The 24,745-nt window shown below is 46.6% G+C and carries 11 protein-coding genes and 3 pseudogenes; 5 read left to right on the plus strand and 9 right to left on the minus strand.

Translation table 11 applies throughout. The features are described 5' to 3' along the window. Nucleotides 1-3: 3 nt before the first annotated feature. The 6 genes from DXE27_RS08620 to DXE27_RS08650 form a co-directional block, all read right to left on the minus strand. Complete coding sequence (locus DXE27_RS08620; protein ID WP_128113633.1) at nucleotides 4-3,597, minus strand: beta strand repeat-containing protein; 3,594 nt, start codon at nucleotides 3,595-3,597, stop codon at nucleotides 4-6. Nucleotides 3,598-3,653: 56 nt separating this feature from the next. Beyond that, the gene (locus DXE27_RS08625; RefSeq protein ID WP_128113634.1) at nucleotides 3,654-7,052 is read right to left on the minus strand and encodes a beta strand repeat-containing protein; all 3,399 of its coding nucleotides are present in this window, start codon (nucleotides 7,050-7,052) and stop codon (nucleotides 3,654-3,656) included. A gap of 264 nt (nucleotides 7,053-7,316) precedes the next feature. Further along, nucleotides 7,317-9,821, minus strand: coding sequence for a beta strand repeat-containing protein (locus DXE27_RS08630; protein ID WP_128113635.1), 2,505 nt, complete (start codon nucleotides 9,819-9,821; stop codon nucleotides 7,317-7,319). A gap of 422 nt (nucleotides 9,822-10,243) precedes the next feature. Beyond that, nucleotides 10,244-12,250: a beta strand repeat-containing protein gene (locus DXE27_RS08640; RefSeq protein ID WP_145980549.1), complete on the minus strand. Its 2,007-nt coding sequence runs from the start codon at nucleotides 12,248-12,250 to the stop codon at nucleotides 10,244-10,246. Nucleotides 12,251-12,375: 125 nt separating this feature from the next. Further along, complete coding sequence (locus tag DXE27_RS08645) at nucleotides 12,376-12,612, minus strand: hypothetical protein (RefSeq protein WP_128113638.1); 237 nt, start codon at nucleotides 12,610-12,612, stop codon at nucleotides 12,376-12,378. Nucleotides 12,613-12,712: 100 nt separating this feature from the next. Next, a complete protein-coding gene (locus DXE27_RS08650; RefSeq protein ID WP_128113639.1) occupies nucleotides 12,713-13,315 on the minus strand; it encodes a two-partner secretion domain-containing protein in 603 nt (200 codons plus the stop codon). A 649-nt stretch (nucleotides 13,316-13,964) separates the two neighbouring features. Between DXE27_RS08650 and DXE27_RS08655 the strand changes: the two genes are divergently transcribed. The 3 genes from DXE27_RS08655 (at nucleotide 13,965) to DXE27_RS08665 (ending at nucleotide 16,068) form a co-directional block, all read left to right on the plus strand. After that, nucleotides 13,965-14,807: a sensor histidine kinase gene (locus tag DXE27_RS08655; protein ID WP_128113640.1), complete on the plus strand. Its 843-nt coding sequence runs from the start codon at nucleotides 13,965-13,967 to the stop codon at nucleotides 14,805-14,807. Nucleotides 14,808-14,844: 37 nt separating this feature from the next. Next, a complete protein-coding gene (locus tag DXE27_RS08660) occupies nucleotides 14,845-15,303 on the plus strand; it encodes a sensor histidine kinase (RefSeq protein WP_128113641.1) in 459 nt (152 codons plus the stop codon). 117 nt (nucleotides 15,304-15,420) lie between these two features. After that, on the plus strand, nucleotides 15,421-16,068 hold the full coding sequence (locus tag DXE27_RS08665; protein ID WP_128113642.1) for a response regulator transcription factor: 648 nt from the start codon (nucleotides 15,421-15,423) through the stop codon (nucleotides 16,066-16,068). Between the two features lie 27 nt (nucleotides 16,069-16,095). Here DXE27_RS08665 and DXE27_RS08670 read toward each other — a convergent pair whose 3' ends face one another. Beyond that, nucleotides 16,096-17,856, minus strand: a complete 1,761-nt coding sequence (locus DXE27_RS08670; protein ID WP_172457135.1) for a ShlB/FhaC/HecB family hemolysin secretion/activation protein — start codon at nucleotides 17,854-17,856, stop codon at nucleotides 16,096-16,098. Between the two features lie 194 nt (nucleotides 17,857-18,050). On the opposite strand from DXE27_RS08670, the gene nadA reads away from it, so the two are divergent. Together nadA and nadC are read left to right on the plus strand one after the other, a co-directional pair. After that, the gene (gene nadA / locus DXE27_RS08675; RefSeq protein ID WP_128113644.1) at nucleotides 18,051-19,178 is read left to right on the plus strand and encodes a quinolinate synthase NadA; all 1,128 of its coding nucleotides are present in this window, start codon (nucleotides 18,051-18,053) and stop codon (nucleotides 19,176-19,178) included. A 30-nt stretch (nucleotides 19,179-19,208) separates the two neighbouring features. Then, a pseudogene (gene nadC / locus DXE27_RS08680) lies at nucleotides 19,209-20,053 on the plus strand (carboxylating nicotinate-nucleotide diphosphorylase). Between the two features lie 3 nt (nucleotides 20,054-20,056). Here the strand turns inward: nadC and nadB are convergent. Both nadB and fdhF read right to left on the minus strand, forming a co-directional pair. Next, nucleotides 20,057-21,713, minus strand: a pseudogene (gene nadB / locus DXE27_RS08685) (L-aspartate oxidase). A gap of 101 nt (nucleotides 21,714-21,814) precedes the next feature. Next, nucleotides 21,815-24,722 (minus strand): annotated as a pseudogene (gene fdhF / locus DXE27_RS08690) (formate dehydrogenase subunit alpha). Between the last annotated feature and the right edge of the window lie 23 nt (nucleotides 24,723-24,745).

Below are 24,745 nucleotides of genomic sequence, written 5' to 3' on the forward strand. Positions count from 1 at the left end.
CTATCAACCATTGCTAATGGCTACATTATTTGCTGCATTAGCAGAGACAAAAGTAGCGCTCTGAGCAAGGGTGACGTTAGCAATATCACTTACTGCAACACCAACCAATGAGCCGCCACTGACTGTCGCACTCTTCGTACCATCATAGATCTTAGGTGCGATAGTGATGCCAGTGACTGTTAATACTTTTGGAGTCAGCGTGACGGTATTTTGAGTATTGCTGCCGACAGTGCTATAGGCGGCAGTGATGGAATAGTTGCTAATTGATGCAGTACCACTGCCGATGGTGATTGCCGTAACATAGTTACTATTATTAGCCGCCACATTAATTGCATTAATCGTTGCCGAGTTAATGCCGCTAATAGTTTGACTGTTTACCAAGCCTGTCACCACAAAAGAAGTCGGCGTAACTGTTGTGGTGCCACTATAAATTGCATTAATAGTCACGCCTAAGGGTGCGGGTGTGATGCTAACTATATTAGTAGCAGCAGATTGAGTAGCATTAACGGGTAATCCACTAGCTAAGGTGTTGTTATAGCCTGCATTAATTAAATAATTTAGCGATGAGAAAGTATTGGTAACGGTTGCAGGAGTATTTCCAGCGATGCCTGTCACATAAGTGCCAACGCCATTGGCACTTGATGCGCTTACTGTGACATTCGTAATCTTGTCCCAAGATGCCAAGCCTGTAGTTGTAATCGTGGCATTAGCGCTAGTAAATGTGCTAGTGCCGTTATATACACCTGACACTGATATACCCAATATTGCTGGAGTGACCGTATAGGTATGGCCTGCAGGCGTCACATTGACTATCGAACCGTCTGTAGACGATATGCTGGCAGCTGTCAGTAGCGTGGCAGATTGCACGGCATTGGCATTTGTACCATTGGCTGAAGTAGTTCCGCCTACTGTTGGGCTAAATACCAACGCAGACTTAATGTAAGCCAAAGATACAGTTGGCAACCCAAAGGTTGCCGTAATTGCGCCTGTATAACTAATGGTTGAATTCGCCTGCAACCAAGCATTGGCAGAGGAAGAGTTATAACCCGTGCCATATACAGCTGAGTAATCAGCATTTAAAGTGGCATTTACTGTAACGGTATTAGAAATCTTTTGACGATAACTAATATAGTTCCCGCTAATGTAGCCGCTCGGTTTTACGGGTGTACCGCCAACAATCCCGTAAGCTAGATTCTTAGTTACATCTGCATTGGCACTAGTAATCCCTAAAGCGGTTGCAATTGCATCGCCTGTAGCGCTGCCAGGTAGCGCCATCGATACAGCAATCACACCGCCACCGCTATTGGATAAAGTGCCAACCGCTGTTACGTTGCCGCCACTAGTTGTGCCAGCGGCAATGCCTCTACCAGCAATAATGGTAATTCCATTAATACCCGTATTTCTGACGCCAGTCAGATTTACGTTGCCGTAGGCATTTACTGTTACACCACTGGTAGAACCAGTGTTTTCAATTTGTGCACCAGCATTAATGCTGCCACCCGCACCATCAGCCATCAAATAAACGCCTGCGCCACCTGTAATCGTTGCTGAAGACGCTGTATAAATTCCGGTGGCTGTACTGAGCGTAGAGGTACCCGTCATCCTCACCAGCCCAGCCGTCGTGCTACTTGCAGTCACAATGCTAGCCGCAGTGCTTCCATAGATACCGTAGGTAGTAGTAGACATACCCGTTAAGGTAATAGCATCGCCCGTTGATTTAATTGCAGCGGCATAATTAATGCCAGATGCGCCACTTGATAGACCTTTGATGTTGATATTTCCAATGGCATAGATTGCGCCAGAAATAGTTGCTCCAGCTGAGGCCGTTGCTAAGGTGGATGCGTTTCCTGTAACAACGTATCCGCTGGCAGGTGTGCAAGCACTTGTTGCACAACCGAAGCTGTTATCTATCAATACATAGCCGGGTAACGGTATTGCGCTTGTACCAATTGCACTCGTTGCAATAGCAGAGCCTGCCGATTTGGCAATAAAGTTAATAACAGTGCTGGCACTAGAAGTAAAAGATAAGGTTCCGCTAGTGATGTCCGAGGATTTATTGCCGCCAGTTGTGTCATAAATAACATTGGCAACTGGAGCACCCGTATTGGCCACCAACGCAATCGCACCGGTTTGATTGATTTTGCCGTTACTAATAAAGGTAATGCTTGAGCCCACTGCATTACCAGTAATAGCTCCAGCCTGATAAATGCCAGTATCTGTAGCATTCAAATTACTGCCGCCTGCAACAAGCGTCAAAGTATTCAGATACGCCGCATAAGATCCACCAACTTCCGAGCCATAGATAGTGATCGATTTAGCGCTAATACTATTGTTTGGTCCGAGAACAATTCCGCTACCTGTTGTAGTCGATATTCCCGTAATATTAATAGCCCCATTATTGGCAGTGATTAAGGCAGTTAACCAATTGGTGCCATCATAATTCGTGACTGACCAAGCATTTGTAGCCGTACCAGCAACATTAATATTGCCTGTGCTAGATATTAAATTTGAGCCTATCAGCACCGCCCTACCGCCTGCACTAACACCATTAATAGTGATGTTGCTAGCGGCATAGATAGGATTACCTGCCGTTACTGTAATTGCGTGACTCGACGTGACTAAGGTTGCCCAATTGGCTAGACTGCTATTCAAATAACCGCTGTATGGAGTACAGCCTGTGGTTGCGCAACCATACGTATTATCAAGAATCACATAACCAGGCAAATTGATTGAAGCCGATCCAATTGTTCCTGGATTCAGAATTGCGCCTGAGGCTAGCTGAATATAGTTAATTGCAGAAGTTGATCCTGCAGGAATAGTTAAAGACCCTGCTGTAATGGTAGAGGCATTCAAGTTAATTGCCCCACCATTTAAGCCATCAGTATTCGAGGTGATTAATACAGCGGCGCCAGTAGTGGTGATATTGCTTGAAACTTTAATTGTGTCGCTAGCATACAAGCTAACTACGCCAGTAGATCCAGTAGCTCCAGTGGTATTTAGGGCATTGCTGATGACAATATTTCCACCGTAGATGGTGATTGGGCCTGCTACATTGGCAGCGGTTGAAACCGTAATGTTTGCCGCATTGCCCGACTTGCCCAGTGTCAATGCGCTCAACTTAGTTACCGCGCTGAGAGACTCGTCAAATGTATAGGCGCTAGTGAAGCTTGTGCCATTAGGTTTAATAACTAAGCTACCAGGGCCTGCAAAGCTACTTGAAGTTAAGCTTGGTGCGTCATTCTGGAATATCAATGTACCGGCAGAAATCGTGGTTGCGCCTGTATAGGCATTCGTTGCTGTCAGAATTAAATCGCCAGCTCCAGATTTTGTGTAACCAAAATTTGTTCCAGAAATTGCGCCAGAAATGGTGAGTTGCGTACCAGCTACATTCACCGTGCTATTGGCACCCAGGGCAACCGTGCCACCTAAGCTAGAAGTTCCTGTACTGACCAATAATGTTCCGCCATTGAGCGTAGTCGCCTCAGCACCCACGCTTATATTTTGAAGGTCTAGCGTTGCGCCGCTGGCCACTGTTACTCCACCAGCAGTTGCCCCCAAGCCTGTTGCATGAACGACGGCCAAAATACCAGCGCTCACTGTAGTTGCACCTGTATTAGCTCCCTACAAAATCATGGTGCCGACGCCCTGCTTAATTAAGCCGGTATCTGTATAGAGATGGTTGGCTTATACAAAATGCCGCTTACTGTCAAAGTAACGCCACTGGCAACATCAAAAATAGTCCCACTAGTTTGACTTAACAGAACCCCAATTGCGCTGATTGTTGAGTTCGCGGTCACGGTAACTTTACCGTCTAGGTTGTAAGTTCCGCACGCAAGCGCACAACCACCAGATACTAAGGATGTATTCCCATAAGCCAAGGTGCCACCATTTAGGGTAATCGTACCCATGTGGTAGCTATAACTTGAAGATGCGTTAGTTGTGAGGACTCCCCCTTGATCAATAATTAGATTGGAGCTTACTGAAGAACCTAAGAAAGCGTTATCGGCTGTCGTGGTCAACGTAATGGTGCCGCCATTTTTAATGCGCACTGTTTGTGTATTACCTAATCCAGTTTTAGCGCCATTTGATCCGCCAGACATGATTACTGGTTGGGAGACGTTCACCACACCTGTAAATGCTTGATCACCACTAATCGTGACTGCATTGGTACCAGTACTATTGAAATTGATAGCGCCGGTCGTACCACCAGCCGCAAGATTGGTAAATGTTTGCGCTGCAGAGCTATACCAATTAAATGCAGCTCCAGATGAAACAGTCAAGGCCTGAGCGTAACTTGCGCTTGCACCTAAAGTTGCAGAGCTATTATCTTGCGCACCAATTTGCAAGGTACCTGAGCTGACAGTCGTTGTACTACCGTATGTATTGGCTGCAGTCAGAATGACTGTGCCGGTATTTGAAGTTGGGCTATTAATCGCTAATGCCCCACTTGCGCCGCTGAGAATGCCAGACAGGGTAAATGTATATGTCGATGGCGCATTAATTGTTGCCGCACCACTCATGGAAATGGGGTTGCTCAACGTTAACAAATCAGCATTTGCTTGCAAAATCGTAGAAGCGGCCATAGTTAATGGCTTGGAAGTGCTACCCAAAGCAGAAGAGTTACCCACTTTGAGCGTACCGCTATTCAAAGTAATGCTGGTATTGACGGTATTTGCTTGACTCAATACAAATACACCACCAGAACCAGCCAGCGTTAAGGTGTTGACGCTAATTGGCTTAGTTTGAGTGAGGGTTGCAGTTTCAGTAATCGATAAGCTGCCACCAGTAAATCCATCAACACCAGACAAGGAGCCAATCTCAAGATTCGATGCAGTTTGATAACTTAAGCTGCCTGTACCAATACTGCCGGCGAGCACGCTAATTACAGAGTTTGCCCCTGTGAGCGAATAGCTTTGATTTGCAGTTCCCAACAATAAGCCATATGCCGTCATCACACCGCTGATATACGGGGCTTTAGCGTACAAGTTAATTTGACCAGTTGTTGTATTAGCTGCAATTGCTCCGGTCCAGTAGACACCGTAAGTTGCAGCGAAAGCTGAATTCGCAGAATCAGCGACTGCACATATTGGCACAGGAATATTTGGCGTTCCGCCAGACATGGTACCGGCAGCATTAATTAAATAACCACTACCTGTTGATGCCGAAGTCATCTTAGAGCCCTGGAAAGTCACTGAGCCATTGCTAGCTGATACGCCTATCGCATTTGAGTAAATTCCGTAATCGGTAGTTGTGGCGCTCGAGGTATAGCCAGACAAAATCACATTTCCATTGCTTGAGGTGACTGGGCCAATACCGTAGTAAATGCCATAACCTGTTAATGCGTAGCCAATCATATTCACATCTGTTTTAGCCGTAACCGAACCAGACCAAGCATCTTGATAAATTCCATATTTATTGCCTGCGCCTGAAATGGTTACTGAGCCCAGTGTGGCGGTAATCGCCATACGAATATAGGTAGCGGGCTGAGCAATGCAATTACTTAAGCCGTTCATGACGATATTTCCTGTATCAGAAATAACGCCACCACCCGAAGCGTTTGCCGCTGTTAAATAAAGGGCTATGCCTGGCATATTTACCGCATTCAGCGTCACATTGCCTTTGGCTTGCAATAAATCTGAACCGCTGTAAAGGGTAATACCCCCAGCATAATCAGATAATCCTGTGTTGTAGACGTAATATTGACTTGCATAACCAGTAATACTTAAGGCGCCGTTATAACTGCGAATCACTTGTGAACTACCCCAAAGAATCACGCCATGACCTTGCTGACTAGCTGTATTCAAACCTGCAGCTGCACCATTGGCGTAAATATTGATATCACCGTAGGCAATGATCTTGGTGCTATCCGCATCCATGCGCAAAGCTGCGCCGGCAATATTATTGGCGCCAGAAGTAGAATTAATTGTTATGCTGCCCCCCGCTGTTGGCGCGGTGGTACTGTTGCCCGCGACTAAACCGCCGCCGTAAATATACATACCATGGCCCGCCAACGCCGTTGCGGTGATGGCAATATTACCGGTTGTTGATTGCGTAAAGCGGCTGTCGTATTGGTAGAACGCCCATTGCGCACCAGTATTCGAGGCATTAATGGTGATATCACCAACAGCTTTTGTGGTGCCCGCACCAGCCAATTTAACGCCATGGTATCCACCCGTGGCACTGCCCGTAATCGATATCGCGTTATTAGCAAAGAGCGAGCCTGCAGCCATTTCCAAACCTTGCTGGGTGCGTCCAGTCGCACTAATCGTAATAGAACCGCCGGTCGTTGGAACGGCTGCAAGGGATGTATCGGTCGTACTAGTGCTTGCCACGATGCTACCGCTCAAATACATTCCGTAGTCACCAACTGCAGTGATTGAAATATTGCCAGCAGTAGATTGCATAACACGGCTAGCACTGAAATCCAACCCCCATTGCCCACCGCTGGTGGAACTATTGATGGTGACGTTACCAACCGCTTTAAATGTGCCCGTACCGTAAACATACGCACCTTGAAATGCTCCGGCACCACGAGCGGTGATACTCATCGCACCGAATGAAACCAGCGAGCCAGTATTCATCTGAAGACCATATTGGCTGGCGCCCGTTGCATTAATTGTGAGCGTACCGCCATCAGTTGGCGTGGTGGTTGTTGGCGTAGTCGCAGCACTGCTTGCTGCTATACCGCCAGTAGTATTTGTATATAAACCTCCAGATGTGCCGCTAGAGGTAATTAAAATATTTCCACCCGTTGATTGAATCAACGCATCGTTGTACATAGTTAGACCCCAGTTCCCCAAGGTAGCGCTGATATTGATATCAGACGCAGAACGAATCTTAGCCCCCGTACCTTCCAGGATAAAGGCGTGATCACCGGTTCCTGTTGCGGTAATTGAAATTGCGCCATACGCTATCAATGATCCCGCATTGATATCCAACCCCTTGCCCGAGTTACCGGTAGCATTAATGGTTATCGTGCCACCCGCTGAAGGAGTTACGGTGTTATTACCCGCAACAAGACTGCCTGTTAAATAGAATCCAAAAGTACCCACCGCCGTTACAGAAATATTGCCACTCGTCGTCTGCAGCAGTCTATTGTCCCGAATATAAACGCCGTAATTGCGGTTTGCGTTCTGACCATTGAAGTAATATCACCTGCTACAGAAATACTGCCTGTTCCGTATATTTCAACGCCATAGCGTGATGATCCGCCTGTGCCATTCATCGTCAGGGCACCCTTGATGTAATAGACGAAGTACCCTCTAATCGAACGCCGTCATATGAAGTGGTGGAATTTGTCGTTCCGACGATCGAGATCAAACCAGTACCCGCAACGATATTACTGTCCGCGATATACGGACGGCATTATAAGCACCCGTTGCAATGCCATTAAGGGTAATAGTTCCCGCACCCGAAGTTACTAGTGTATTTCCACTATTAAATACTTGGATTCCATCTCCATTGGTGCTTGATGTTGTATTCCCTAAGTCATACATTGCGATATTGCCACCGCCCGCATTAATCGAGCCACCAGTAGAAACCCAAACCCCCACTGCATTTGTGTTGCTATTTGCGTATCCGGCGATACATGAATATGAGGTAGCACATCCAGAAGTTGTGTCGTTCGTGCCGCCGCGAGTGGTGATATTCCCGCCATAGCTTGAGATTGCCGCAGTTAACTTATAGCCTCCTGCTCCGGTATTGTCGGTATTAGAGTAAAAATTAGTTGTAAGAGATTTACCTGCAGACCCTGAAATGGCGGCGCTAACAATAATGTCGCGGGATGCCATTAACGTGAGAGTATTTGCATCGGTGTTATTGGTAATTGCACCGCTAATCGTGATGTCTTTATCCGCTGCGACTGACTTGAGTGTAGTTGTCCCACTCAAGCTACTTGCATTTACTGTTAGCGACACGCTCGTATTTAAGATTGCCGCTGCATTAGTCAGAGTGAGAGAAGAAATACTATTGCTGGCATTAGTTGCATTAAGAGAAATACCGCTTGCCGTTAGCGTGTATGAACTTCCCGCTATAGCCCCACTTAAAGTAAGAGCACCAGCGCCCCCAATCGTGGTATTGGCAGAAAGAGTCAAGGCATTACTTATAGTGTTTCCTGAAGTATTGGCATACAAGGAGCCGCCATTTAGAGTCACCGTTCCGGATGACAAATTTGTACCGCTACTTCCACCAGTTGCAGTCGACAAGGTTCCTGCATTTACGCTTGTACCACCAGTGTATGTATTTGCGCCACCAAATACGATTGTGCCGGTATTCGTTGCATCGCCAACCGCTAAAGCCCCTGTGCCTGCGCCGCTAATAATTCCATTGAACGTCGCGGTAACCCCCGATGTAGCTGCAATTTGATTGCTTCCCAAACTTAGAGTTACTGAATTGGTCAAGGCATTGCCATCACCATTGGCGAGAAGGGTTCCACCGGCAATGGTTACCGCCCCGGTAGAAAGATTTGCTCCTGTAGTGCCACCGGTAGCGATTGACAAAGTTCCAGATGAAACGGTTATACCGCCACTAAAAGTATTTAGGCCACTTAGCGTAAGTTTATTTGTGCCTTTTTTAGTAACCGTTCCTGAGCCACTTATTATTCCGGAATAAGTCAGTGTCGAGTCTTGATTGAAAGCAAGTTGTGTGTTATCAACTATTCCACCGGTATTGCTAATTCGTCCGGCTGAATTTAACTCCAAAGAACCAGCGCTAATTGTGGTGGCGCCTGTATATGTGCTTACCCCAGTTAAGGAGAGTGATCCACCGCCAGATTTAGTAACAGTTGAAGTAGATCCAGAAATAATTCCACCGTAAGTATCATTACCCGAGAGGTTTAGCGTTAAAGTCTGTCCGTCAGCAATCGCAATGCTACCCACTCCAGTTAAAGTTGACGCCAATATCGAAATGCCGCCAGCGCCTGTAGTAGTCAATGATCCTGATAAAGCAATTGCACCGCCATAAATATTGATAGCCCCTGCTGAACTTACACTTGAATTAATATTAATGTTGGTGATGTTGCCTGTATTACCAAACTTAAACCCTGACATGGTGTGATTAAAGTTGTATGTAAACCAACTGCTATATGGCGCATAAAGGAACGATGTGCTGGTTGATTGAATTGTTACTATCCCCGAGGTATCAAACTTAGGGCTGCCACCGGCCCAAGAGTAAGAATCTGAATTAATGGTGATGCCGCCTGGAGCGGTAAGAATAGGTGTGACCCCAGCAGAGGTGTATAAATTGGCGCCGCTACCATTATTAATCGTAATAGTAGAAGATGCACCACTAGTAGTGAGATTTGCGCCTAAATAAATTCCCGAGCCAATGAGAGAGATAGAACCAGCTACAGAGACGTTGCTACCTATAGTAATGTTAGAGGTGTTACCGGTTTTACCAAATGTAAGCCCTCCTTCATTCCCACTGAAACTTAAATTTGATAATGTTTGTGCGCTACTAAAAGATGTTCCGTATGGCTGAATAGTTAACGAACCAGTTGTGTTGATTGCCGAGCCAGCCCCAAATGAGAAGTAGTCTGTCGTTAAGGTGACGTTTGCAGAAGAAGAGGTGACGCTTGAAGTCACGCCATTAATTGTTACCGCCGAATAACTACCCAACTTGATTGTCCCGCTATTTGTAAGGCCACTGTTACCACCAGCACCCGTTAAATTAATTGGTCCATTTTTGGAGAGAATATAGGCGGTGCCGTTTGAGGCACCGGTAAAAATTATCTGCCCACCAGCCGCAGTTGTATTGTTTCCAATGACTTCAATACCGCCGCCAGTTGTTGCGGTTGACTGAATCAGATAGCTACCGCTTCTCAAGGCAATAATGCCGCCGGAATATCCAGATTATGGGCTAGCATTTGACGTATAGCCTCGAACAATAACGTCACCACCACTACTGAGAAGGTTTATAGAGGCGCCATTTAAGCCATCAGTTCCGCCCATTGCTCCAAACTGAACGCCAGCTTTATCATTAGTAAACCCATTCCATGCAAAGTTATCAGGAATACCGTCGTTTGCAACGCCGCCATATGCACCATTATCAAAGCCGCCGGCTAAAACGATCTATCTTGCCACCTCTTGTGGAAATATTTACACCAGCCGCAAGATAAATCCATCCACCGGTACCATTACCACCCTTTTGCTGCATGTCAGACCAAAGGATCACATCGAGCGCGCCGTTAGTTGATGTGATATTTCCATAAATCGAAATGGAACTATCGGCCTTAAGAGTTAGTCTTCTAGGGCCTGCGCCTGTATAAGCGATGGCGTTGTATACCGTAACCGCAGTCACCATAACCGTCGTGACCACCCCAATAAGTGCTAGTACTAATGCTAACGTTGCTGCTATTTAAATCACTAGCAATACGGCCTGCCGCCCCTCCATAGATTAAATAGTTGTACGGGTCGAGCAACCAATTACCAGCACTTCCATCAGCCGCTCTTGTATCAACAAATACATTGTCAGTATTAAGGGTGCCTGCAGATGTTTCTACATTACCGCCGCGACCATTGATTGCGCCACCTTTTGCGTAGATTGAGCCGTGCACCTCTGTGCGCGAGTTGTGATTCTTGATATCACTCCACAAAACAACCTTACCGCCATCGCCATTGATCAATGCGCTTGCATCAATCACTGCACCTTGGTTCATCGTGACTATAGTTGATTGATATACGCCATTGCTGCCTTGCCAATCTCCGCCGATAAGCACAGTTCCACCACCAGTGTTGCCTGTTGAACTGATATTTGAATTGTTTTCTAGAGTGATGTTATTGGCGGTGATGAGTATGTTGCCGCCTTGTGTGGCGCCGATGGATTCGAGTGCGCCAGAGATGTTGGAACTGCCATTATTTGCGGAGGTTGTGATGCTTCCGCCACGACCAGTAGAGCCGTTCGTTTGAATGAGTGCGTTTTGTGTGTTGAGGTTGCCAGCATTGCTGACGATGGTGATGGAGCCACCATCAGTTAAACCATTGGCGCTGATCTGCGCTTGGTTGATTTGAATATCTTGATTTGATGTGAGCGTAATCGTGCCGCCCGGACCCGTACTTCCGTTGGTTTGCACTACTGCTGCGTTATCAATTGTTAATGTGTTTGCTGTAACAGCAAAAGAACCGCCCTGCCCATCATTACTGCTATTGGCTGCAACTGTTCCCGCTAAATAAACATCAGTACCGTTAATAGCAATTACGCCGCCGGGGCCGTTGTTACCGTTAGCCTGGATCAGTGATCCACTTTGGGCGTTAAATTGCTGTGCTGATAAGGTGATATGGCCGCCAGTTGTGCCATTAGCCAAAATTTGGGCGGAGCTATAGATAGTTAAATCATTCGCCGCGATCAAACCAATGACATTGCTCTGATTATTTTGGTTATTTTGTGCGCTTGCATTTGCGTCATTGGCGGCAGTTGTTGAGTAAACAATATCCAATGCACTAGTTGCATTGTTTTGTGCCGTTAAGAACGTTGGCAAATCTTCTTTGCGAATGACGTTGCCGTTATACGTTACTGATGCGTTTGGTGTACTGGTGCTTGGTGTTGTTGTTGAACCAGCATTGAGTACACCGCTCACATATAAAGCTTGTGCCAACAAACTGATTGCAGAGCTTAGTGGTGAACTGCTATTACTTGCATAAGTATTGATTGTGCCATTCGCATAAATGGTTTGCGCTTGCACGGTAACTTGATTAGCAGTGATGCTGGTACCAACGTTCAAGTAAGCAATTGAACTATTGATGATCACACTTAAATTTTGTCCGCTGATGTTTGCATTGAGATTAAAAATTCCAGGAGAAGTTAATGTCAATGTTGTTGGCGTGAGACCTTGCTTGAGAATGTTTGCACCACTTGCAATGGTGAGTGCCCCACTACCCGCTTGCGTACAGCCGCCAAGGCTTGGACAGACATTGCCATTCACTGCAATATTCACGTTGTTGTTTGCAAGTGCAAGTGAAATCACATTCGCTGCAGATGCATCAATGATGAGATCAATTGGATCTAAGAACCACAAACCAGATTTACCTTTTGCAGCGCTAGTATCTACTTTGAGTTTTGGTGCTACGTTAACTTGCCCTTTAGAACTTGTCTCAACAAATCCACCGTTACCACCGAGTACGCCACCAATTGCTTTAAGTGTTCCAGCAACCGTCGTTTTAACTTGTGACCAAATTGCAATCGATCCCGCGTTACCGTTTTGTGTTGCGGAGACATCAATCACTGCGCCTGCTTTTACAGTCACTGTGTTTGCCATTTGTTTTGTGTTTGCTGCTTTTGTTGCATTGCTTGCAACGACTGCTTGATTTTGTTCTGCGGTATTAGCTGACGGTGCTTGTGCATTTTCTTGTGTGCCGCCAGAAACTGCTGTTGCAGCCAGACCTACGTTAACTTGACCGCCACCTGCTGTGCCGGTAGCGCTAGTAGTCGATTTTTTGGTGATCTTGATGTGTCATTTGCTACCAAGTTCACTTGACCGCCTGCTTTACCCTCTGCCGTGGTGTTTGCTTCTACGGTGCCGGCCTGGGTGACGGTATTGGCCACCAATTCAATGACGCCGCCGTTATTTACGGCTGAAGAAGCTGAAATACGGCCAGTATTCTTGACTACGGAGCTCATAAGCTGGTTAGCAGCCCCGGCAGCCAGGACAATTAAGCCGCCATCAGTCTCAACAACCCGTTTATTAGTAATTAAGGCCTTGTAGGCCGCTTTATCTACGCTAACCCCCCACCAGAGTGCGATTTCCCTGGAAATTAAGGGTAATACGCTCGCCGGCAGCCATGACTACAGTGCCCTGGCCCATGGTGGCTAGGACGTAGCCCTGGTTTTGGACCTCTGGAGCCAATAAAGCGATGTAGCCGTCGGCCACATTAGTGGAAATAGTGCCCTTATTGACGATTTTGCCGGTTCCATTGCCCTGATAGGTCGATTTGCCGTCCATGAAGTCCTTATCGGCAATATTCATGGTGGAAGCAACCACCCCAGCAGCGTTTACTACGGCACCCCTGCCAAAAGTGACGCCATTTTCATTTACCAGGATGACTTGGCCGTTGGCGCGCATCGCTCCGTTGATAACAGATGCGCTAGGACCGGTTACGCGATTGAGTGTGACTGCATTCGCGTTCGGTTGATTGAAATTAACCTGCGCGTTTTTGCCAACGTTAAAACTATCCCAGTTAATCACTGCACGTTGTGACGTCTGATTGACATTCATCGTTGCAGCAGTCGCAGATTGTGTTTGTGAAATTGTTGCGTTACCTGCAACAACTTTGCCACCAGTTGGAAGTGCATTTACCGCAACTTGGGAAAATGCATTTGGCATCTGGAAAGCCAAAATTAAAGCTACCGAAATGCTCTTCGCTAAGGTGGTTTTTTTGAACGCGCTTTTGAGCGAATTTTGAATCGCTTTTTTGCTCAAAATTTGTTGAATATTCTGTGCGCATTTTTTGCACAATTCAACACAATTTTTTATGGTGATTTTTTGGAATGTTGTTGCGCTGAAATTTTGCTGTAATTGAATTGAGAATTTCTTTGCAAAAATTTCTACCTTGCTAAATACATTTTTTGTATTAACAAAAATGATCTTACGTAATACGCTTGCATCTACTGTATTGATCGCTGCGCGCAGCAGTTCGCAGCGCTTGCACAAGGCAGCGCTTAGGGTAGCGAGTTTTGCGGTAACAACTTGGATCACTTCGATGTCTTTTGGTTCTAGTACGCGTTTACAGAGGAATATTCCATGCGCGATTGTAGAAATTTGAGGGTTTTTTCATAATGCACTTAGGTACATAAATGGGCTAAATACACCCCCTGTTTTTGGCCGGAAATGGGCTATTTTTCGTATAGTGAATTTTTAGCGGGAATCAGGTCGTTTTTGGTGGTTAAACTGAACCCCATTAGCCGAGTTCCAAAACCCTCCAAAAAAAGTCCAATTTAGTTCTAATTTTTATCAATAGGTCCATTTAAAAAGCATGCATCCAATCAATTCTTTAGCGATCACATACCTGCTTTTTACACTCGTATCTAGCGGCATTATTTACGGTGCATTTAGAAAAAATTTAGGCAATTCTGCCAAGTATTTTTTGATTGCAGAACTCTTTATGGCGATCACTTCTGTGATCATTTTTATGCAAAATCATTCGCCTGATTGGTATCGGAGTGAAACTCTTGCAGCTGGAAATTTCTTCTCCATTGGCTCCGAAATTGCAGTGCTTTTTAGCGTCCGATCTTTGGCCAAAAATGTCACCGTTCGACGCTATATTTTTTCGCTTTTTGCACTACTCATTTACGTATTTTTAATTGAAGTGATTCGCCATTACTTCGGTTCAAAAATCATCATTCTCATTCACAACACTGTGATTGCGAGCATCTCAATTTCGATTTTTATTACGTGTAAATTTAAGAGTGACGCATCACTTGCGAACAATCGTTTCATCAAATCATTTCGCTTTTTTGAAATGGGTTTAATCATTTTTTCTGTAGTGCGCGGCATAGGATATTTTGCAACCACAGTGATCGTTCCAAGAGACAATCCAAGCGCATTAGTGATCATCATGTTTACGCTTTATGTCACCATGAGCGTATTCCGTTACATGTCTTATATTGGTCTTCGAATTACCTGGGTTGACCCCAAAAATTGGTCAATAAATCCACTGAATCGGGACCTTGCTAAAGCCGTTGAGGAAAAAGACCATCTTTTAAGAGGGTTAATCGCCTCCAACCGGGTCATTGGCATTAGTGCACTGGCTAGCTCCCTCGCCCACCAATTAAGCCAGCCTTTAACCGCGATTTCTTTGCAGGCTGACCGGCTCTAGACGCGAGCTCGCTAAAACGTCCGATAACCCGGTTTTAATGAATTCCCTAGACGAAATCAGCACCCAATCCGGTAAGCTGGCTGAATTGGTTAAAAACCTGCGCCAACTCTTTAGCTCTCGTAACTATGAGTTTCATTCCTTTAGCCTGCATAAAGCCTGTCATGAAATCCTGGATATTGTGGAGCCCACCCTCCAGTCCAAGAGAATCACCCTCACCCAGCGTATTGATACCGACCCCATGGTGCATGGTGATGCCATTCAGATTCAGCAGGTATTGATTAACGTCTTTAATAATGCAATTGACGCCATTGCTACCGACCCCGAAGGTCTTAATGGCCCTCGAGAGATAGTGCTGAGCATTGGCCAAAACGAACAGAATGCCGTTTTGCGGATTGAAGATAGTGGAACTGGTATTGAGCCATCCCTGCTACCCTCGATTTTTGAGCTCTATAAGACCACCAAGCAAGGCGGCCTTGGCGTTGGTCTCTTGGCTTAGCAAGACCATCATGGAACGCCACCATGGCAGCATTACAGCGGTCAATGGATCAAGCGGCGCCGTATTTGAGATTCAGATCCCTTTGGCTAAAGCCATCAGCGAATAAACTACTGATTCATGAAAAATTCTAGAATCATTATTGTTGAAGACGAATTGGCAGTCCGCCAAGGCTTAACGGATTGGCTGTCGCAGGAACACGAAGTCTCGGGCTTTGAATCAGCAGAAGCTTTTTTAGATGCCTTAAATGACTTTGAATTTGAGGATGGTCTGCCCACCTGCATTTTGTTGGATTTTCAGATGCCAGGCATGACTGAGGTTGAACTGCAGTCCAACCTCAAAATGATGAATGTGCAGTGCCCCATCATCTTTATGAGTGGCAATGCTCAGCAAAGCGATGTGATTGATGCTTGGCGTGGTGGCGCTATTGATTTCCTGCTTAAGCCGTTTACAGGCGCACAGGTTGATCAATTATTAGAAAAGCTCTTTGCCAAAGCCGAGCAGATTGCTAGCGTCCAAGAGTCTGTCGTTCAAGAAAAATCATTGATTCAGATTCCGATTAGCCAACGCGAAGCAGAAGTTCTTGCCTTGCTTGGTAAAGGACATCGTCAAGCAGAAGTATCAGAAATGCTAGGCATTACCTTGCGCACTGTGAAGATGCATCGCGCTAGCCTGAAGAACAAATTAGGGCTCAATACGATCGTAGAGTTAACTCGCTACTACGACGAACACATGCCTTCTATTCAATTTATTGCCAAAGGCAACTAAGCCTTTGGTCTTTTGATATCACTTCTTTTAGAAGTTGTAGCTGCCAGTAATCCAGCCTCTTGGCTGAGTCGTGGTACCGTCGGTATTCACAGGTTGGCCGTAGAAGTTATATAACGGGTTTTGGCCGATCTTCCAGGCAACCATAGCTCCGAGGTTCCAACCCTCGTAATCCCACTTCACACCCAAACCTCCACCCATGAGTGAGTAGGTATTGTTGGCGTTTGTCTGACCTTGCCAGCCTGGGTACATAAATTTGTACTGCTGCACTACACCGGCGTCAAAGAAGGCGGATATGTTCAATTTAGGCTGTAACTCGTGACGCACTTCTACAGTGAAGAGTCCGCCTTGTGAGCCGCCTGATTGCGCTACTGGGTAGGCACGCACACCACATGGGCCACCAAGGTAAAACTGCTCAGCTGAGTTCAAGTTGGTTGAAGCGAATTGGCCTGACAACGCTGTGTATAGGGTTGTTGAGCCATCCTCAACCAACTGTTGATTGCGATTACCAGAAAAGGTGAGTTTGCTAAAGTTTGATGGCGTAATCAACTGATACACCACAGGATTGGAGTCTGGCACTGGATACATGCTGTAGTTTGAAATGCTGGTACCCAAGATATCTAGGTGGCCCAATACCGCAGTAACCGATCCGCTATTGACCGCACCATAACCAAAGCCATCCACAAAGTTTCCAGACATACCCGCTGAAACGTTGTTGATGTTGTAAGCACTAATAATCGTTGAATTAGAAATCGTGTTTCTATTGTTGTAGCTCTTTACGTCATAGTTTAATGAGCCGTTTAAGTTGGCGCCCTGACTACGAATCAAGGGATACGCAGCGCTTAGGCCGGTTGTCCATGCATCGCCAGCACCACCGGTTGAGGCGTAGTTGCTGACGTTCTTATATTGCAAATAAGTGCCGGCCAAACCCAGTCTTAAGCCATTCTCAGAGCCTGGCACCGAGATTGCGCCTTGCACGTACTGTGAACCTTCAGAGAAGATGCCATTGACTGAAGCGGAGTCACCGATTCCCAAGGGACCATTTAAGTTCAGGGCAAATACACCTTGGTTGGCACCAGTAGTACGGCTTCCGTAGTTATTTGCCTCTACTCTGCCCTGCACTAAGTTTGGCTGCGTTAACTGAACGCGTACATTCGTTTCGCCATCCTTATCGCCTGGCTCTAACTGACTAGAAACCATAACACCTGGAGTTTCATTCAGAATCACAATAGCGCGCTCAAGATTGTCCATATTGAGTGGATCGCCCTGAGGGTTGGCGTAAGTAATGTACTCGGCAGCGCGCTCTTTGCTAAAACGTGTTGGTCCTTGTGGATTTTCAACAACAACTTTTCCTAGCTTGGCTTCGGTAACTAAAATCTTCACAACGCCATCAGCGATTTTTTGCGGAGGCAAAATAGCTTGGACTGTGTAGCCCTTGCTGCGATATAAATTCTGAATCGCATCACACGCTCTTTGTAAATCATCAAAACTAACAGGCACTCCAACCCATGAGCGAATGGCTAACTGCACTTCTGCCTCTGGAAGAATCTTGACGCCTTCAATGGCAAATGACTTCACTGTGAAGCGCAACTCACCTTCTTTGGGTTGCGTAGGCTGAATAGGGGCTGCCTTGCCGGGCTCTAGCAATGCTAGCGGTGAAGGCAAAGGAAGCTGTTGCTCCAAGCCCTGCTGCAACGCACCTGCGTCTACCTGGGCAGTTGAAAAAACACCTATTGCCGCTAGAGCGAATAAGGATTTATGAAATTGCGTGAATGGTGTGCCGTGTTTCAAAATGAATGGTCCAGTAAAAAGCTACATTGCGTTAAATCAAGCTAAGCGCTTGCTTGATAAATAATGCATAAATTATATTACGAATTAGGGTGGCTCCCATCATTAGCCTGAGAGATTAGCCTGAGAGCTAATGCTGAATAGTTCAGAGTTAGGGAGTTTCAGGTGAAAATAGCCTCTCTCGTTTAAGATTTCTTATGAATTCAACTGTCAGCACCCCGATTGCCTTTGACTACCCACAGCAAGATGCTGCCGGGGTAACTTGCACCGCCCAAGCTTGGGCTAAAGTTCCGCCCCACCTTGCCGCCCCTGAAAAAGCCGCTGTGATTGCTCGCATCAAACAGTTATTAGTTGAAAAAGATGCGGCTTTGGTTGCCCACTACTACGTGGATGGTGATATTCAAGATTTAGCGCTAGAGACTGGTGGCTATGTTGCCGACTCATTAGAAATGGCTCGCTTTGGCAAAAATCATCCTGCCAAGAATTTAATTGTTGCTGGTGTTCGCTTTATGGGCGAATCTGCCAAGATCCTTAGCCCTGAGAAGCGCGTCTTCATGCCAGATTTAGACGCCACTTGTTCTTTAGATTTAGGCTGCGACGCTGCTGACTTTGCCAAATTTCGTGCGGCACATCCTGATCGTGTGGTTGTGGTCTATGCCAACGCTAGCGCCGCAGTCAAAGCACAGGCCGACTGGATGGTTACAAGCTCTTGCGCTTTGGCAATCGTTCATCAACTTAAAGTTGAGGGTAAACAAATACTGTGGGCACCCGATCGCCACTTAGGCAGATACATTCAGGGGCAAACTGGCGCAGATATGTTGCTATGGAATGGTGCCTGCATCGTTCATGATGAATTTAAAGCTGTCGAACTCGAAATGCTCAAGGCAGCACACCCTAATGCCATGATTTTGGTTCGCCCAGAATCTCCGCAGGCCGTAGTAGATCTCGCTGATGTGGTCGGCTCTACTTCCGCCATGATTAAAGCGGTTGTCGAAGGTAGCGCCACTGAATATATTGTGGCTACTGATAACGGCATCTTGCATCGCATGCGCCAATTAGCACCCAATAAGAAATTGATTGAAGCCCCTACCGCCGGCAATAGCGCAACCTGCAAAAGCTGTGCGCACTGCCCTTGGATGGCCATGAATGGCTTGCAAGGAATCTTGGATTGTTTAGAAAATGCTTCTGGCGAAATCTTGATTGACGAGCCGATTCGCGTGGAAGCCTTGGGTTGCATTGAGCGCATGCTCGACTTCACTAAAAACCATCCCGATCTTTTGGCTAAAGCCCAGCATGGCTTTGTGAAAAATATTGGCGCCGCTTAGTTTTTTAATTCTTTTTTGTGACTGATCTTCATGTTTGAATACAACGAATCACTAGAGCAAGCTCGCCAACGCAATATTCATGATGCCCTCATGGAAGATATTGGTACTGGTGACTGGACTGCAAAGCTCGTGCCCAGCAAATCTGTGAAGGCGCAACTCATCGTTCGCCAAGAAGCCGTTTTGTGTGGTGTGGATTGGTTTGAAGGTACGCTGAAAAAATTAGACCCTAATGCAAAAGTGAGCTCGAACTACATTGAAGGCGACCTCATGAAGCCTGATACCAAGGTTTGCGATATTGAAGCAGACTCTCAAGCCCTACTCTCTGCAGAGCGTACTTGCATTAACTTTTTGCAAACACTCTCATGGACCGCCAGCATGTGGATGCCATTGCCGGTGCCAGCCCTAATCCCAAAGGTTGCGCCGTTCTTGATACCCGCAAGACTATTCCAGGGTTACGTCAGGCCCAGAAATACGCAGTGCGTGTTGGCAGTGGTCAAAACCAACGCCTGGCTTTGTGGCACGGCATCTTAATTAAAGAAAATCACATTGCAGCAGCAGGCAGTGTCACAGCAGCACTCAAGAATGCACAAGCACTCAATGCTGGGGTGGATATTCAGATTGAAGTAGAAAACTTTGCTGAACTAGAAGAAGCCTTGGCTGCTGGCGCTAAAAGCATCTTGATCGATAACTTCAATACCGATCAAATGAAAAAAGCGGTTGCTCTAACCGGCGGACGTGCATTACTAGAAGCTTCCGGAGGCATCAACCTGGATCAAATGCGCGCTATTGCTGCTACCGGCGTTGATCGCATCTCACTGGGTAAGTTAACCAAGGATGTCAATGCAGTGGATTTTTCAATGAGAATCCTGGGGTAATACTTAAGTTTCTTTGGTGCTTTCGACACCTTCTGCTTGAGGCGTCAAAATAGTTGGGTAAGAAACGGCCCAAGTTCCAGGGTAATCGCGGCTGTAATGCAGACCCCGGCTCTCTCTTCGCATGAGTACGAAGCGTGCGATTAACTCGGCACATTCAAGCAGATTGCGTAGCTCGATTAGATCTCGGGTGACCTTAAAGTTAGCGTAATACTCTTGCACTTCATATCTGAGCAACTTGATTCTGTGTAGCGCGCGTTCTAAGCGGCGATTGGTTCTCACAATGCCTACATAGTTCCACATCAACGAGCGTAATTCATCCCAGTTATGCACAATCACCACCTGCTCATCCGCATCTTCAACCTGACTCTCATCCCACAAAGGCAGATTTGGCATTACTGGAGTTTTTAATGATGAGATATCCTCTGCCGCGGCTTTACCAATCACGACACACTCTAGAAGCGAGTTGCTTGCCAATCGGTTAGCACCATGCAGGCCGGTATAAGTTGCCTCGCCTACTGCGTATAAACCTGGTAAATCGGTTCTACCCTTTAGGTCAGTTACGACGCCACCACAGGTGTAGTGAGCAGCTGGAACGACCGGAATTGGCTCCTTAGTAATATCCAATCCCAGACTTAAGCAGCGTGCGTAGATCATCGGGAAATGTTCTTTGATAAATGCTTCGCCTAAATGGGTTGCATCTAGATGTACGTAATCTAGGCCATGCTTCTTCATTTCAAAGTCGATGGCACGGGCAACGATATCGCGTGGCGCTAGCTCATTACGATCATCGTGGTCAGGCATAAAGCGTGTGCCATTAGGCAACTTTAATAATCCACCTTCACCTCGCATTGCCTCAGTAATCAGGAAAGTACGATCACTGGGGTGGTACAGGCAAGTTGGATGAAACTGAATAAATTCCATATTGCCTACACGACAGCCTGCGCGCCACGCCATGGCAATGCCGTCGCCTGTAGCGGTATCAGGGTTACTTGTGTAGCGATAAACCTTACCAACGCCGCCAGTAGCCAATACTACGGACTTCGCCTGAATAGTTTCGACACGGTTGTTTTTGATGTCTAAGGCATACACACCATAACAACGATTTGGTTTAGTGCGCTGTGTTTTGGCATCTAACTGACGATTCGTAATGAGATCCAGAGCAATCCAGTACTCCAGAATCTGAATATTTTTATGCGCTCTTGCTTTATCTAGCAAGGCTTCATGAATGGCTTTACCGGTTGCATCAGCAGCGTGTGCAATACGACGATGACTATGTCCGCCTTCGCGAGTTAAATGCAAACCCATCGGTCCAGACTTATCTTCGGTAAAAGGGACGCCCTGCTCTACTAGCCAACGAATAGCATCAGCACTTTCTTCAGCGATGTAACGCGCGGTTGATTCCACGACGAGGCCTGCACCGGCATCTAAAGTATCAGCAACGTGTGAGTCAATGCTGTCATGCTCTTTATCGACTACGCCAACGATGCCACCTTGAGCCCATGCTGTAGCCGCTTCACCTAAACCGCGTTTGGCCATCAAGATCACTGGCTGTGTGTCGGGCCATATGCAGAGCTACGGTTAAGCCAGCAAGACCCGCCCCAATAATAAGGACTGGTAGCTCAGCTTGAGCTTGGGATGGAGATGGTTTGGAACTGGCCATAGAGGGTTCATTCTAAAGGGCAATTGAATTGTCGGGGTAAATGCAAAAAGGCCCCTGGTAAGGAGCCTTTTTGCCTAAATTTTACTTAAGTCATCCGATAACTAGGAGGTAATAGCCGCCTTATTCATCTTGGGATCATTGGTGCCGTAACCCATGTACTTGGATGCATGACCACCCTTTGCTAGCTTGACCGCACAGTACTTAAATTCAGGGATCTTGCCAAATGGATCTAGTGCTGGATTCGTGATTAAGTTAGCTGCGGCCTCGAAGTATGCAAACGGAATAACTCCTCGTGGCGTGCCGTCATCCCTTCTCACGTGGATACCAACTTCGCCGCGACGAGATTGCACAGTAATGACATCACCAGCAGAAACACCTAACTGTGGGTCATATCTTCACCATTCATAGAGACGGTTGCCATTGGTTTAATCGCGTCAAGCACAGTCGCACGGCGCGTCATACTGCCGGTATGCCAATGCTCTAGCTGACGACCTGTAATCAACACAAATGGGTACTCAGTATCGGGACGCTCATTTGCCGGAATGATGTCAGCAGGAACTAGTTTCACTTTTCCATCAGTAGTTGCAAATTTTTCATCAAATACGATCGGACGACCTGGATCTTCGAGCGACAGACATGGATAGGTCACGCTAGATTCTTTTTCTAAGCGCTCCCAAGTAATGCCATTGATGGCAGCATGCATGGCTTGACGCATTTCGTCATATACCTGCGCCACACCAGCATCAGGGCCTTGGTAATTCCAATTCAGGCCCATACGCTTGGTGATCTCCTGAATGATCCAAAGATCTGGCTTCGCATCGCCCGGGGGATTAATTGCCCTCTTACCCATTTGGACCATGCGGTCTGTATTGCTTGCCGTACCAACCTTCTCAGGCCATGCGCTTGCTGGTAATACAACGTCTGCGAGCAATGCGGTTTCAGTCATTCAGTCATAAAGATATCTTGCACAACCAAGTGCTCTAAAGATGCAAGCGCATGACGTGCATGATTCAAATCAGGGTCACTCATCGCAGGATTTTCACCCTCGACATACATGCCGCAAATCTTATCGGGATCACTATCGGGCGCAGTGATCTTATGCATGATCTCAACCACGGTGTAGCCAGGCTTTTTGTCTAACGGTGTATCCCAGAACTTTTCAAACCATGCGTGGGCTTCTGGATTATCAACACGCTGGTAGTTCGGGAACATCATCGGAATCAATCCGGCATCACTAGCACCCTGCACGTTGTTTTGACCGCGCAATGGATGCAAGCCTGAACCAGGCTTACCGATTTGGCCTGTAATACTGACCAAGGCAATTAAGCAACGCGCATTGTCAGTACCATGTACGTGTTGGCTGACACCCATGCCCCACAAAATCATCGCTGACTTGGTGGTTGCAAACTCTCTAGCCACTTCACGCAAGGTCTCTGACGGAATACCGCAGATTGGTGCCATTGCTTCAGGGCTATAGCCTTTGATATTTTCTTTTAAAGCTTCAAAATTGCGCACACGATTTTGAATGAAGTCTTTATCAGCCAAACCTTCTTCAATGATCGTGTAGATCATGGCGTTCAGCATTGCCACGTCAGTATCTGGCTTGAACTGCATCGTGCGCCAAGCATGCTTACTAATGTCTGTTTTACGAGGATCGCAAAGTACGATCTTGGCTCCGCGTTTAGCGGCATTCTTAAACCAGGTGGCTGCCACGGGGTGGTTAGCCGTTGGATTAGAACCAATCAACATAATTAAGCTCGAATGCTCAACGTCATTCACTTGATTACTTACTGCACCAGAGCCTACGCCCTCCAATAACGCTGCTACTGAGGATGCATGGCAAAGACGGGTGCAATGGTCAACGTTATTGCTACCAAATCCAGTACGAACCAGTTTTTGGAATAAATACGCTTCTTCGTTACTGCCTTTTGCAGAACCAAAACCTGCCAAGACCTTAAGGCCATGTTGATCTTTGAGTTTCTTGAGGCCGCCACCAGCAAAATCGAGCGCCTCTTCCCAAGTTGCTTCACGGAAGATCTCTGACCAGTCCTGATCTTTTTCTAATAAAGACTCGTCTTTAGGTACTCCTGGTTTGCGAATGAGTGGTTTCGTTAAGCGCTGTGGGTTATGGATGCAATCCATACCAAAGCGACCCTTTACCTTTACACAAAGACGATTGTGGTTGGCTGGGCCATCACGACCTTCAACGCTAACAATTTTTTCATCTTTGACGTTATAGGTGATCTGACAACCTACACCGCAGAATGGACAAACTGAATCAACCTTGCGATCAACTGTTTGGGAACCAATCAATCCCTTAGGCATCAATGCGCCGGTTGGGCATGCTTGTACACATTCGCCACAAGCTACGCAAGTACTGTCACCCATTGGGTCATTCAGGTCAAAAACGATTTCGCTGTGGGCGCCGCGCATTGCGTAGCCGATCACATCATTGACCTGCTCTTCACGGCAAGCGCGTACACAACGATTACATTGAATACAGGCATCCAGATTTACTGCCATCGCCGGATGGGAGATATCGCTAGCAACTTTTTCACGGCGCAAGGCCTTGAGTTCTGGACGAACACTAACGTCCATACGCGCTGCCCAAGTGCTCAGCTCGCCATGTTGATTTTTTTGCTCTTCTTCTTTGCTATCGCCAACCCATTTAAAGCCTTGGTCTGGCATATCGGGCAGCAACATCTCGAGCACAAGCTTTTGACTCTTTAATGCACGCTCGCTATTGGCCTTCACATCCATGCCTGGAGTAGCGCTTCTGCAGCAACTCGGAGCTAATGTACGCTCACCATTAATTTCAACTACGCATGCGCGGCAATTACCGTCTGGGCGATAGCCGTCTTTAAAGCAGAGATGCGGAATATCAATACCGTGACGTTTAGCAGCCTTCAGAATTGTTTCTCCTTCATAGGAAACAATCGTTTTGCCGTCTAGCAGCTTGAACTCTACGGTTTGGAGTTCAAGTTCTTTTGGATTAGTTGGTGCGTTCATATTTGTCTCGTTCTTCCCTTTTT

It is taken from the genome of Polynucleobacter necessarius, assembly GCF_900096755.1.
Classification (GTDB): Bacteria; Pseudomonadota; Gammaproteobacteria; order Burkholderiales; family Burkholderiaceae; genus Polynucleobacter; species Polynucleobacter necessarius_K.